Annotated in this window: 15 protein-coding genes; 9 read left to right on the top strand and 6 right to left on the bottom strand. The window is 63.3% G+C overall.

Translation table 11 applies throughout. From position 1 onward, the window contains the following. Positions 1-7: 7 nt before the first annotated feature. Together ABB27_RS09750 and ABB27_RS09755 are read left to right on the top strand one after the other, a co-directional pair. The gene (locus ABB27_RS09750; protein ID WP_057628506.1) at positions 8-763 is read left to right on the top strand and encodes a tetratricopeptide repeat protein; all 756 of its coding nucleotides are present in this window, start codon (positions 8-10) and stop codon (positions 761-763) included. Between the two features lie 215 nt (positions 764-978). Further along, complete coding sequence (locus ABB27_RS09755) at positions 979-1,746, top strand: alpha/beta hydrolase (RefSeq protein ID WP_057628507.1); 768 nt, start codon at positions 979-981, stop codon at positions 1,744-1,746. Between the two features lie 137 nt (positions 1,747-1,883). On the opposite strand, the gene ABB27_RS09760 is transcribed toward ABB27_RS09755, so the two are convergent. Beyond that, positions 1,884-2,339 carry a CopD family protein gene (locus ABB27_RS09760; protein ID WP_057628508.1) on the bottom strand — a complete coding sequence of 152 codons (456 nt, stop codon included), beginning with the start codon at positions 2,337-2,339 and terminating at the stop codon, positions 1,884-1,886. Positions 2,340-2,402: 63 nt separating this feature from the next. Here ABB27_RS09760 and ABB27_RS09765 point away from each other — a divergent pair, with 63 nt between their 5' ends. Together ABB27_RS09765 and ABB27_RS09770 are read left to right on the top strand one after the other, a co-directional pair. Continuing rightward, positions 2,403-2,999: a class I SAM-dependent DNA methyltransferase gene (locus ABB27_RS09765; RefSeq protein ID WP_057628509.1), complete on the top strand. Its 597-nt coding sequence runs from the start codon at positions 2,403-2,405 to the stop codon at positions 2,997-2,999. A gap of 81 nt (positions 3,000-3,080) precedes the next feature. Continuing rightward, on the top strand, positions 3,081-4,394 hold the full coding sequence (locus ABB27_RS09770) for a polyhydroxyalkanoate depolymerase (RefSeq protein ID WP_057628510.1): 1,314 nt from the start codon (positions 3,081-3,083) through the stop codon (positions 4,392-4,394). Between the two features lie 44 nt (positions 4,395-4,438). Here the strand turns inward: ABB27_RS09770 and ABB27_RS09775 are convergent, their stop codons facing one another. From ABB27_RS09775 to ABB27_RS09790, 4 genes are all read right to left on the bottom strand, one after another. Further along, positions 4,439-4,753, bottom strand: a complete 315-nt coding sequence (locus ABB27_RS09775; RefSeq protein WP_057628511.1) for a DMT family transporter — start codon at positions 4,751-4,753, stop codon at positions 4,439-4,441. Position 4,754: 1 nt separating this feature from the next. Further along, positions 4,755-5,111, bottom strand: a complete 357-nt coding sequence (locus ABB27_RS09780; RefSeq protein WP_057628524.1) for a DMT family transporter — start codon at positions 5,109-5,111, stop codon at positions 4,755-4,757. Between the two features lie 238 nt (positions 5,112-5,349). Continuing rightward, the gene (locus ABB27_RS09785; RefSeq protein WP_057628512.1) at positions 5,350-6,348 is read right to left on the bottom strand and encodes a sensor domain-containing protein; all 999 of its coding nucleotides are present in this window, start codon (positions 6,346-6,348) and stop codon (positions 5,350-5,352) included. Continuing rightward, positions 6,348-6,710, bottom strand: coding sequence for a PadR family transcriptional regulator (locus ABB27_RS09790; protein ID WP_057628513.1), 363 nt, complete (start codon positions 6,708-6,710; stop codon positions 6,348-6,350). Before ABB27_RS09790 ends, ABB27_RS09785 begins: the two co-directional genes overlap by 1 nt. Before the next feature lie 153 nt (positions 6,711-6,863). Between ABB27_RS09790 and ABB27_RS09795 the strand changes: the two genes are divergently transcribed. From ABB27_RS09795 to ABB27_RS09815, 5 genes are all read left to right on the top strand, one after another. Further along, positions 6,864-7,769, top strand: coding sequence for a peptidylprolyl isomerase (locus tag ABB27_RS09795; protein ID WP_057628514.1), 906 nt, complete (start codon positions 6,864-6,866; stop codon positions 7,767-7,769). Between the two features lie 202 nt (positions 7,770-7,971). Next, positions 7,972-8,298, top strand: coding sequence for a metalloregulator ArsR/SmtB family transcription factor (locus ABB27_RS09800; RefSeq protein WP_057628515.1), 327 nt, complete (start codon positions 7,972-7,974; stop codon positions 8,296-8,298). Between the two features lie 17 nt (positions 8,299-8,315). Beyond that, positions 8,316-9,728 carry a DUF2867 domain-containing protein gene (locus ABB27_RS09805; protein WP_057628516.1) on the top strand — a complete coding sequence of 471 codons (1,413 nt, stop codon included), beginning with the start codon at positions 8,316-8,318 and terminating at the stop codon, positions 9,726-9,728. Positions 9,729-9,850: 122 nt separating this feature from the next. Then, complete coding sequence (locus ABB27_RS09810) at positions 9,851-10,252, top strand: OsmC family protein (RefSeq protein ID WP_057628517.1); 402 nt, start codon at positions 9,851-9,853, stop codon at positions 10,250-10,252. A 6-nt stretch (positions 10,253-10,258) separates the two neighbouring features. Further along, positions 10,259-10,507, top strand: a complete 249-nt coding sequence (locus ABB27_RS09815) for a hypothetical protein (RefSeq protein WP_152984516.1) — start codon at positions 10,259-10,261, stop codon at positions 10,505-10,507. A gap of 93 nt (positions 10,508-10,600) precedes the next feature. Here ABB27_RS09815 and ABB27_RS09820 read toward each other — a convergent pair whose 3' ends face one another. Next, a complete protein-coding gene (locus ABB27_RS09820) occupies positions 10,601-11,392 on the bottom strand; it encodes a DUF4349 domain-containing protein (RefSeq protein WP_057628519.1) in 792 nt (263 codons plus the stop codon). Positions 11,393-11,564 lie beyond the last annotated feature (172 nt).

The following is an 11,564-nucleotide window of genomic DNA, read 5'->3' on the forward strand; positions in this document are numbered from 1 at the left end:
CACAGGGATGAGTCCGATCATTCTGCTTTCATTGGTGCTGCAGGTTGCCTGCTGCGTACACGTCGTACGCACCGGGCGACCGCTGTACTGGGTTTTCATCCTGCTGGTCTTTTCGTACCTGGCGGTGCTGATCTACGTGATCGCCGAGGTACTGCCTGAGCTGCGCAACAACCCGACCGCGCGTCGCGGCCTGCGCCAGGTCCGCGACCAGATCGACCCGCAGCGCAGCAAGCGCCAAGCGGGCCAGCAACTGCGCGCATCCGATACCGCCGACAACCGCCGGCGCCTGGCCCAGGAACACCTGGACCGTGGCGAGTACGCCGAGGCCGCGGCTTTGTACGAAGGCGCACTGCGTGGCCTGTACAGCGAAGACCCCGACCTGATGCTGGGCCTGGCCAAGGCCCAGTACGGCCTGCAGCAACCGGCACAGGCACGCAGGACGCTGGAAGCGCTGATCGCCGCCAATCCCAATTTCCGCTCGCACGACGGCCACCTGCTGTATGCACGCACAGTGGAAGACAGCGCCGACATCCCCGCTGCCCTGCATGAGTACGAAGCACTGATCGGTGGCTACCCGGGCGAAGAAGCGCGCCTGCGCTATGCCCTGTTGCTCAAACGCGCCGGGCGCGACGATGAGGCTGCCAAGCAGCTGCAGAACATCCTCGACCGTGCCGAAACCTCACCGCGCTATTACCAGCAGGCGCAACGCGTCTGGATCGACGCCGCGCGCAAGGAACTACGGCAGCTGGCGCCGGTAGGCTGAGCGCAGGACCGTGGCTTTTGTAGGAGCGGCGTAAGCCGCGAAGCTAGTCCTGCTGAAGCCCTTGGCACCTGTGCCATCTGATGATGTAGTGGCTTCGCGGCTTGCGCCGCTCCTACAAACGCAGCCGGCGTCTGCGCACGGACATCGGATTGTGGCGACGCGATGCGCAAATGGGCTGAGTCTTCTACCTTCCATCTCCGGCGAGGCCAAGCAGCATGATCACGAGCCTGAAAGTCCTGTTGATCGCCATCAGCGTGCTCGCCAGCATGTACCTGATCGCCTGCGCCCTGCTCGCCTTCAATGCCCGAAGCATGCTCTACCACCCGGCCCCGCGCAGTGCCGATGTACCGCACTGGACCATGCCGCGCGGCGATGCCGACATCATCGTCTCCAGCAACAAACAGCACAGCACACAGCTCATCCTGTATTTCGGCGGCAATGCCGAAGATGTTTCGCAGGCGCTGGCGATGCTGCAGCAGACCTTCCCTGCAGCCGCCATCCACGCCATGCACTACCGCGGTTATGGCGGCAGCAGCGGTTCACCGACCGAAGCCACGCTTATTGGCGATGCCTTGGCGCTGTATGACAGCACCAGCAACGGCCAAGCCCAGGACATCATCGTGGTTGGCCGCAGCCTCGGCTCGGGCGTCGCCGTGCAACTCGCGGCTGCGCGGTCGGTTCAGCGCCTGGTCTTGATCACGCCTTACGACAGCATTGGTGGATTGGCTGCACGCATGTTCCCGGCATTTCCGGTACGCCTGCTGCTACGCGATCACTACGATTCATGGCGTCACGCCGCACGGATCAGCGCGCCCACCACCTTGATCATCGCCGGCAGGGATGAGGTGATTCCGAATGCGAGTTCGTTGCGGTTGCTACGCGAATTCCGGCCCGGCGTGGCGCAGGCCGTGACCATCAACGATGCTGATCACAATGATGTGTTTGCCTATCCGCAGTTCGCGGAGGCGTTGCGGGGAAACTAAGGGGCACAAGCTCAACCCCTCCCCAACCCTCCCCTTGGCTACGCCAAAGGGAGGGGGCAGAGCTCAAGCCCTCCCTTTGGCGCAGCCAAGGGGAGGGTTGGGAGGGGTGCCTTTGATCTGCACACCAACCAAAAAACTCAGAACGGCTTGGCCAGCACCAAATAGACAATCGCAATGAACAGCACCAGCGGCAGCTCATTGAACCAGCGCAACGCGCCCGAAGACGGCAAGGCCTTGCCCTTGATCGTGCCCTTCAGCCAACGGCCGGTGAAGGTGAAATACACCAGCAGCAACACCACCAGGCCCAGCTTGGCATGCAGCCAACCGGCGGCCCCTGGCGCCACCATGGTCGGAAACTCCGGCAGCACCTTGTAGCCCAGCCACAGCACCAGCCCCAGAATGAAGGCAATGCCGAACATCACGTGGCCAAAGCGATACAGGCGCTTGCCCATCAACTGCAGCCGCTCCACCACCGCCGGCTGGCCTGCGGCCTCGGCAATGTTGACCAGGATCCGCGGCAGGTAGAACACCGCCGCCATCCACGCCACCACAAAAACAAGGTGGAAGGTCTTTACCCAAAAGTACGACTGCATGCGCTGGCTCCATCGGCGGCGTAGGATGAGCGCCATTTTCGCCCATCCGCACAAGACACGCACATGCAGGACAAGCAGTATGACGCCGACTACTTCCAACGCTGGTACCGCCGCGACGATATCGGCGGCCCGGCGCGGCTGGCGCGCAAGGTGCAATTGGCCGTGGCCGCGGCCGAGTATTACCTGGAACGGCCGATCCGCAGCGTGCTCGACATCGGCGCCGGCGAAGCCGCCTGGCGCGCGCCACTGCTGAAGCTGCGCCCCAAGCTGCAGTACATGGGCTTTGACAGCAGCGAGTACGCGGTGCGCCGCTATGGCCGTACCCGCAACCTGCACCTTGCCAGGTTCGGCGACTTCCAATGGCTGCGGCCCTGCGCACCGGTGGACCTGCTGGTCTGCTCGGACGTGATCCATTACGTGCCGAACCGCGAGCTGCGCCAAGGCCTGCCCGGCCTGGCCGAGCTCTGCAGCGGGGTCGCCTTCCTGGAGCTGTTCACTGCCGAGGACGAGTTCCATGGCGACCATGAAGGCTTCCAGCAGCGCCCGGCCCGTTGGTACAGGCGGCAGCTGCGTGAAGTGGGCTTCCGCGCGGTCGGCTCGCATTGCTGGCTGGCGCCGGCATTCAGCGAAGACATCGCCGCCCTGGAAAGCTCCGACTAAAGGCCGATACCTGCTTAACGCCCGCTCTGCGATAGTGCGCTATGCTGCACAGCATCATATGACTGTACATATTGGGAAATCATGCTTTATCAACTGCATGAATTGACCCGCAACCTGCTCGCGCCCTGGGTTCACCAGGCGCAGGCCAATGCGGCGTTCTTCAATAATTCGGGCCACTGGTGGTCGTCGATGCCCGGCGCGGATCGCTTCGCGGCGATGAACGAGCTGTTCCATCGGCTTGGCAAGGATTATGAGAAGCCCGAATGGGGCATCCACGAGCTGGAGCTTGATGGCGAAATCGTGCCCATCGCCCAGCTCACCGAGGTCGAGAAGCCGTTCTGCAAGCTGCTGCGCTTCAAGCGCCACAGCAACGAAACCTCCAAGGTTGAAGCCCTGCTGGCACAGCCCATCGTGCTGGTGGTGGCGCCGCTGTCCGGTCACCATGCCACCTTGCTGCGCGACACCGTGCGCACCCTGCTGCGCGACCATCGTGTCTACGTCACCGACTGGGTCGATGCGCGCATGGTGCCGGTGGAACAGGGCGAGTTCGGCCTGGACGACTACATCGAGTACGTGCAGGAATTCATCCGCCACCTCGGCGCCGACAATGTGCACGTGGTCAGCGTCTGCCAGCCCACCGTGCCGGTGCTGGCCGCGGTGTCGCTGATGGCCAGGCGTGGCGAAGCCACGCCGCGCTCGCTGGTGATGATGGGTGGCCCGATCGATGCCCGTTGCAGCCCCACCGCGGTCAACAACCTGGCCACGCGCAATCCGATGTCGTGGTTCGAGAACAACGTCATCCACACCATCCCGGCGCCGTATCCGGGCCAGGGCCGCCGCGTCTATCCAGGCTTCCTGCAGCACGCCGGTTTCATGTCGATGAACCCCAGCCGCCACCTGATGTCGCACTGGGATTTCTACACCGACCTGGTCAAGGGCGACCTGGACGATGCCAATGCGCATCGCCGCTTCTACGACGAATACAACGCCGTGCTGGACATGCCGGCGCAGTTCTACCTGGACACCATCCGCGTGGTGTTCCAGGAATTCCTGCTGCCGCGTGGCGAGTGGTATGTGCGCGGTGAGCACGTCGATCCCTCCGCGATCCGCGATACTGCCCTGCTGAGCATCGAAGGCGAGCTGGACGATATCGCCGGCCTCGGCCAGACCGAAGCCGCACAGGCACTGTGCACCGGCATCCCGGCCTCGCGCCGCGACCACTTCATCGTTGAAGGTGCCGGCCACTACGGCATTTTCAGCGGCCGCCGCTGGCGCGAAGTGGTGTACCCGAAGATGCGCGACTTCTTCAGCGCCCAGTCCGCGCAGCCCGCGGCAAAGAAGCCGAAGAAAGCCAGCAGCAACGTCACCCCGCTGCGCCGCCGCGCGCAGCGCTGAGATGCAATCTCCAAGGCCCCGGCACAAACCGGGGCCTTCTGCTTTCAGGAAACCGCCTTCAACCCCACAACCCCGACCACGATCACTGCAAGGCTCAGCAATCGCGGGGTACTGCGCGACTCGCCAAAGAACAACATGTTCACCAGCACCGCCGCAGCCGTTCCCAGGCCAATCCACACGGCATAGGCAATGCTCAGCTGGATGTAACGGAACGACTGGTACAGCAGCACAAACGACGCGCCAAACCCGCCGAAGAACAAGCTCGCATTCAACAGACTCTTGCGCCCGCTGTAGCGCTTCAGGCCAATCACGCCCACCGTTTCCATCAAGGCAGCGGCAATCACCAGAAACCAGCCCATATCAGCCCCCCTGCCCATTTGCATCAGGCTCGGCAGCAGCCTTGCCATCGGCCAGTTTGAGCGCGATCACGCCGGCCACCAGCACGGCCATGAACACGCCCTTGGCCAGACTGAAGCTGCCATCGAACAGAAAGATATCCATCAACGCCGTGCCTACCGTCCCAATGGCAGCAAACACCGCGTACACCGTGCCGGTCGGCAGCGATTCGCAGGCCTTGGCCAACCAATGGAAGTCCACCACGATCACCGCGATGATCGGTATCCAATGCCACCACGTGGCTGCCACATTGAAGCCATACACCCAGACCAGCTCGAACAGACAGGTCAGGGCCACATAGAACCAGCCTTTACCGGCCATGGTGTTCTCCACTAAATAAACCAGCCCCAGCATAACGCGAGGTAGTGCCGAGCCATGCTCGGCAGGGGCTTTACCAGCGTAGTGCCGAGCCATGCTCGGCAGGGGCTTTACCAGCGTAGTGCCGAGCCATGCTCGGCAGGGGCTTTACCGGGAAGGGCCTCTGCCGAGCATGGCTCGGCACTACAAAAGAAGAGAGCGCCGCTGGCGCCCTCTTCTGCATTCACTCACGACGGCTGGCTTACAACCGCACCAGCAGATGCTTGGCCATCGCACCGTGCAATTTGCCGATACCGTGCGCCAGATGCAGGGTGCCGAACAGCAGCAACACGCCTACACCCATCGACACCGGCCACCACCAGAACGAACTGCCAACATTGACGCCGTCGATCCATATCCCAACCGGCAAATTGGTCAGCAATGCCACCAGCGGTGCGAACACCAGCGCCAACGACGTCGACAACAAGGTCGTTGCCAGGGTGAAGTACAGAATGCCCAGCGGCAGCATCAGCACGAAGTACAGCATCGTCAGCCAGGTGCGCCCATCCGAGAACATCGCACCGATGCGCTGCAGCCAACCCTGGCTCCGGTCCGTATAGGCCGGCCGGCGCGGCATGCGCACGCCCAGCATGGTTTCGATGATGCGTCCTTCAACCAGCGACAACACCCGCACCGAACCCAGGAACAACAGCAGGATCGGAATGCCGATGATCAGGATCAGCAGTGATACCGACAATGACAAGCCGGTCACCACCCAGGTGAAGAAGAACGTGCCGGTGGCGAGCGACAACAGCATGTAGAACAGCGCGCCGTAGGTATGCGGGTCCATCGCCACACCGAAGAACCGCGCCACCAGCGAGCGCGGCGCAGGTTCGCGAACCGGCGCAACGGCAATGGGCTCGACAGACGCGTCAGCAGACTGTGCTGCCGCCGCTGCAAGCGCAGGAACCGGCCGCGTTGCAGGCCGTGGCGTGCGCAAGGCACGGTTCACCGTCACTTCGGTCTCGCGGTAGATCTCCGCAACTTCCTCTGGTGCACCGTAGCTGCCGGCGACCCCGGCAATCACTTCGGCCTCGCCCTTGCCCGGCTGCTCGGCCAGCTCCGAGCGCAGGTATTCCTCGGCGTCGTACAGCGCATCCTGGATCATTGCCGGGTCCGCGCCGGCCAGGGCGGCACGCAGTTGCTCCAGGTACTCGGGGATGGTCGTGGGCAGCGGTCGCGCGTTGTATTCGGTATTCATCATTTGATTCCTTCCAGTACCGACTCGACCGAGTCGCGGGTGGCATTCCAGGCAGCGATCCATTGCCGCAGCGCGGCGCGACCGTCGTCATTGATGCGGTAGTAGCGCCGCGGTGGCCCCGCCACCGATGGCTCCACATGACTTTCCAGCAGGCCAGCACCCTCCAGGTTGCGCAATACCGGGTACAGCGCGCTCTGCTTGCCGCTCAGCACCCCATCGCCGACCCGCTCCAGCTCCTTGGCGATCAGATAGCCGTAAAGCGGCTCCGGGGCCTTGGCCAACACCGCCAGCAACGCCAGCGACACCGTGCCTGTGCTCAATTCCTTCTGGAACTTGCGCAGATGCGCATCCAATTCAGTCATGGCCCTCACTCCTGCCAACTAGCCTGAAGCAAACACTAGTATTTAGTTCGCTATAGCGAATGTGCCGGTAGTCACCCCCACCGCCGTCACGGCGCTGGCCGGCACGCCGCGCAATCGCGCAGAATCGGGCCACACCCAACTGGAATGCGCCCGATGACGCTACGCCCTTGCCTGCTCGCGCTGGCCCTGTCGCTGTCCCCGCTGCCGCTGCTGGCCGCTGACGCCCCCGCCAAGTACCGAAACGCGCAGGAGATCATCGACGCCGCGCCGACCAGCGACTGGCACAGCCCGGCCGCGGAAAACACTCTCTACATGGATCTGGAAGGCGGCCGCGTCATCATCGAACTGGCGCCACAGTTCGCACCCGAACATGCCGGCAACATCCGCACCCTGGCCAAGGGGCACTTCTGGGATGGCCTGAGCATCTACCGCTCGCAAGACAACTTCGTGGTCCAGTTCGGCGATGCCGATGCCGACGATGCCGCCAAGGCCAAGTCGATGGGCAGCGCCAAGACCCATCTGCCGGCGGAATTCCAGCGCCCTGCTGCGGGGCTGGATTTCACCGCCCTGCCCGACCGCGACGGCTGGGCGGCCAAGACCGGTTTTGTCGGCGACTTCGCCGTTGGCAGTGATGGCCAGAACGCCTGGTTGGCGCATTGCTACGGCGCTGTCGGCGCCGGCCGCAACAATGATGAAGACAGCAGCCTGGGCGCGGAACTCTATGTGGTCACCGGCCAGTCGCCGCGCCAACTGGACCGCAACATCACCCTGGTTGGCCGCGTGCTCAAGGGCATGGAACTGCTCAGCTCGATCAAGCGCGGTCCTGACCCGATGGGTTTCTATGAGGACGCCGCACAGCGCACGCCGATCAAGGCGATCACCTTGGCCAGCGAGTTGCCGGAAGCACAGCGGGTAAATCTGCAGGTGCTGCGTACCGATTCGAAGACCTTCGCCGATGCGGTGGAAGCACGCCGCAATCGCGTCGACGGTTTCTACAAGCGCGCGGCTGGCCATATCGATCTGTGCAACATCCCGCTGCCGGTGCGGATCATCGAGTAAGCCGGCCACCGCACCGTAGTGCCGAGCCATGCTCGGCAGGGGCTTGCCCGGTACAGCCCCTTGCCGAGCATGGCTCGGCGCTACGGTTGGGTTGGTTGGTAAAGCCCCTTGCCGAGCATGGCTCGGCACTACGACTGCTTGGCTTGACGTGGCTGGATATTCGTGCAATTAATTAATTAACGAATTAGTTAATTTATTGACCATGCCTGCCGACCAGATATTTGAAGCCTTGGCCTCGCGCCCACGCCGGGAGATCCTGGCCTATCTGTCGGCGCAGGAACTCACCGCCGGAGAGATCGGTCAGCGCTTTGCAATGAGTGCACCGGCCATCTCCCGCCATCTGTCCGTTCTTGCCGCCGCCGGCCTGGTCATCAGCGAACGTCGCGGCCAGTTCGTTTTCTATCGGCTGACCCCTGACAACCTGGTCAATACCTTGAGCCGCTTCGCCTTCGAGGTTTGTCCAACGGCCGGCCCGCTGCAGCGCGAATCCCGCAGCAACGCCAAGCGCAAGACCAAGCCCGCTACCTGAGCACACCGAGGCCCCGCATGGACCGCAGTCGCAGCCGCCGTGAACGCAGTTTCCCCCATGCATCAATCACCACCGGCGATGGGCGCCGCGCAGTGGAAGTCACCCTGCTGACGCAACTGGGCGTCGGCGCCGGTGATTCCCTGGCACTCAGTGCCGGGGCATTGCAGGCCAGCCACCCGCACTTCAATGATGCGCTGGATGAGCCATCCGCACGCTTGTCCGCACCTGACCTGGACGCAGGCGACCCTGCCGCGCTGTATACGTTTTCCGTCGGTGGCAACGGCCATCCCTTCCACCGGCATGCGGCACCGCGCCTGTTCACCGCCATCAGCGGCAGCGGTGGCGCACGTCTGCGCTTCATCGCCGCCGATGTACGCCTGGGCAGCACCGAAGAAGCTCTCGCCGGCCTGCAACAGGTCGAGCTCCCTGCCGATTGCCTGTTCACCGTGCGCATGGCCGCCAATACCTGGCATCAGTTCCAGCCACTGCACGGTAATGGCAAGCACCCGGCGCTGTTCGCGGTTTCCTGTCACCCCGACGAAACCGCCGGTGCGCTGGATGCGGACTTGCATGCGCAGGTCATGCGCGGCGATGCCGATCTGGCCAGCCTGACCGAACTGATGCCTGACGCCTTGCTGCACACATTGCAGCACGCCACCTCGCACAGCCCGTCAGTGCCCACCCACGTGCTTGGCTTCGATCCACTTCCGCCCCATGCCTGGGCAGCTGCAGCCTGCACGCAGCTTCGCCACCACGTTGGCCGTCTGCGCCAGGCGCTGCTACAGCGCCTCCCACGTTCCGGCAGTGCCCACCACGGACTGCCGCCGCTGCAGGTGCACAGCACGCACGCACTGGCGGACGATTCACTGCTGGCCGCGCAGCTGACACACCACCATCACCAGGACTGTGTGCAACTGCAGGTCGATCAGCGCTGGCTCCCCGCCATCGGTACCGAGCAGTTGCTGGTACTGCTGCTGACAGCCTTCATCAACCAACCCGCCAGCAGCATCAGCGGCCTGATGCGTCTGCGTAACCTGCTGGCACGTCCACTGCGGCTGCGTACATCGCCGCTGGGTTGCCCGGTTTCATCGCTACTGAACGACACGCCTGGGCAACGCTATGCACAGCGCTTCCCGGTATTGACCAGCGCCGGCAGTGCAGACGTGCAGCAGGTATTGCTGGGGGCCGATGACCGCCACCTGCAGTTCCGCTCCTGTGTAGCGGTGCGCCGCCAGCACGACCAGATCGTTTTCAGCCTGTCCACACGCGTGCGCTGCCACAATCCATTCGGCCACCTGTACATGGCAGTCGTCGACCCCATGCATCGCCATTTCATCGCGCCCAAGATGCTGACCACCGCAGTTGCGCAGGTGCTGGAAGATGCGCTGGCAGCCCGCTACAACACCACCACCGCGGTGGTACCGGGCTAGCTATCGGCCCGCATCTTCAAACCGCCATCGTTCAGGCAATGGGACAATGAGGGCAATAAACGGCAACTACCGCCACCGGCGATCTGCAGTTACTTTGATGGCTCATTGCACAGGAATTCGCCATGGCCCAGGTCACCATTGAGTCAACCGCCGACAACTACGCCCATCGCATCAGCAACGGACTGCATACGCTGCTGGCCGACGAGCCGCCGCGTCTGGGCGGCAAGGACGCGGGCATGGCACCGTTCGACCTGTACCTCGCATCGCTGGCCGCATGTACCGCCATTACCCTGCGCATGTATGCAGAGAAAAAAGGCTGGGACCTGGGTCAATTCAACGCCGAGCTTACATCCAGCCGCGATGAAGCCGGTAAGCTGCAGGTGCATCGCATTCTTTCCGCTACCGGCGCGCTGAGCAGCGAACAATGGGAGCGGCTATTGGATGTTGCCAGCCGTACACCGGTCACCAAGGTGATGAGCGAAGGTGCAGTCATCACCAGCGAACACCGCCCTCTGAAGAGTTGAGACGCCATGTTTACAATTGTTTTGCTGTGGGACGCAAAGAACGCCGAAGTAACGCAATGGGAAGAAACGCCCGCCCTGATCACCTGGAAAGACAGGGAACTGTCCCTGCGTGCAGGCCCGCGCGAGCGCGTGGATGCAGACGGCAACAGCAGCCAGGTGGCGGTCTACCTGCCCGATGAACTGAACGAAGAAGAATTCCAGGAACTGTTTGCGCTGCACGAAAAGCATATCCCCGAGCTGCATCTGCACGGCTGATGCAGGCCTTTGTGGGAGCGGCGTCAGCCGCAAAGCTGACACCGTTTCAGGTCATCGGCTTCGCGGCTGACGCTGCTCCCACAAAGCCGAGGATTACTTCTTCTTGCGACGACGCCACCACAAGCGCAGCAACCACGCCAGCACGCCGCCGACCAGCAGCACTGGCAGCAAGCCGGCGGCAATGCGGATCACATACGCCAGGCTGGTGCTGAAGATCTCACCGAAGTCGCCGAACGCCTGACCGATCTCGCTGCGGTTGCGCTGGCTGTTGGTGGATTCGATGTTGATGGTGACCAGCTGCGTATCGATGCGCCGGTGCTGCTGGGCGGCATCGCGATTGGCCTGCTGCAAGCCGGCTTCAATCTCCGACAGCCGCTGCGAAATGGTCAACAAATCAGCCACGGCCAGATCGCGCCGCTGCTGGTACTCGATCAGCCGCGCGTGCTCGGCCTTGAGCCGGTCCTGCATCAGCTGGGTATCGGCAACCTGCTGGGCCAGATCCTCTGCCTCGGTATTGCGCGTGGTCACCTCGCCCTTGTCACTGGCCAGCGCGATCAGCGGTTCTACACCCTTGGGCGCGACGCGCACCTTGATCAGCCCGCTTGGCGTATCGCCCCCCTGCTGGGACACATTGAGCACCGCACAGTCACCGTACTTCGCGCTCTGGCAGGCATCGGTCACGGCTTTCACTCTCGGCGCGATGTCCTTGCCCGGCAGTTGCAGCTGCACAGTGTGCTCGTAGGCCAGGAAGGCGCCCTCCGGCGACTGCACCGCGTCGGCGGCAACCGCCGCGCTTTCGGCCGACATCTCATGCTTGGCGCAGCCTGTCAGCGCCAACAGCGCGCCCAGTGCCAAGGCCAAGGTACTTCCGTGCAATTGCTTCATGCTTCCCTGTTTCCGGAATGGGGTGGCGGCAGCATAACGACATGGCTGAATACGAAGGCTAAAAATTTGTGCAGGGCTCCGTCGCCCGGGTAAGCGCAGCGCACCCGGGGAGCTGGCCCGGTACAGGAGGCATGGCCCCGGGTGCGCTGCGCTTACCCGGGCTACACGTATT

The sequence above is a fragment of the Stenotrophomonas terrae genome (assembly GCF_001431465.1).
Classification (GTDB): domain Bacteria; phylum Pseudomonadota; class Gammaproteobacteria; order Xanthomonadales; family Xanthomonadaceae; genus Stenotrophomonas; species Stenotrophomonas terrae.

Excerpts from the sequence above, each read along its gene's own strand:
- ABB27_RS09820 (WP_057628519.1), bottom strand. The coding sequence starts at position 11,392 with ATGAAGCAATTGCACGGAAGTACCTTGGCCTTGGCACTGGGCGCGCTG.
- ABB27_RS09805 (WP_057628516.1), top strand. The coding sequence starts at position 8,316 with ATGGACCGCAGTCGCAGCCGCCGTGAACGCAGTTTCCCCCATGCATCA.
- ABB27_RS09750 (WP_057628506.1), top strand. The coding sequence starts at position 8 with ATGAGTCCGATCATTCTGCTTTCATTGGTGCTGCAGGTTGCCTGCTGC.
- ABB27_RS09775 (WP_057628511.1), bottom strand. The coding sequence starts at position 4,753 with ATGGGCTGGTTTCTGGTGATTGCCGCTGCCTTGATGGAAACGGTGGGC.
- ABB27_RS09770 (WP_057628510.1), top strand. The coding sequence starts at position 3,081 with ATGCTTTATCAACTGCATGAATTGACCCGCAACCTGCTCGCGCCCTGG.
- ABB27_RS09780 (WP_057628524.1), bottom strand. The coding sequence starts at position 5,111 with ATGGCCGGTAAAGGCTGGTTCTATGTGGCCCTGACCTGTCTGTTCGAG.
- ABB27_RS09785 (WP_057628512.1), bottom strand. The coding sequence starts at position 6,348 with ATGAATACCGAATACAACGCGCGACCGCTGCCCACGACCATCCCCGAG.
- ABB27_RS09795 (WP_057628514.1), top strand. The coding sequence starts at position 6,864 with ATGACGCTACGCCCTTGCCTGCTCGCGCTGGCCCTGTCGCTGTCCCCG.
- ABB27_RS09790 (WP_057628513.1), bottom strand. The coding sequence starts at position 6,710 with ATGACTGAATTGGATGCGCATCTGCGCAAGTTCCAGAAGGAATTGAGC.
- ABB27_RS09765 (WP_057628509.1), top strand. The coding sequence starts at position 2,403 with ATGCAGGACAAGCAGTATGACGCCGACTACTTCCAACGCTGGTACCGC.
- ABB27_RS09815 (WP_152984516.1), top strand. The coding sequence starts at position 10,259 with ATGTTTACAATTGTTTTGCTGTGGGACGCAAAGAACGCCGAAGTAACG.
- ABB27_RS09800 (WP_057628515.1), top strand. The coding sequence starts at position 7,972 with ATGCCTGCCGACCAGATATTTGAAGCCTTGGCCTCGCGCCCACGCCGG.
- ABB27_RS09760 (WP_057628508.1), bottom strand. The coding sequence starts at position 2,339 with ATGCAGTCGTACTTTTGGGTAAAGACCTTCCACCTTGTTTTTGTGGTG.
- ABB27_RS09810 (WP_057628517.1), top strand. The coding sequence starts at position 9,851 with ATGGCCCAGGTCACCATTGAGTCAACCGCCGACAACTACGCCCATCGC.
- ABB27_RS09755 (WP_057628507.1), top strand. The coding sequence starts at position 979 with ATGATCACGAGCCTGAAAGTCCTGTTGATCGCCATCAGCGTGCTCGCC.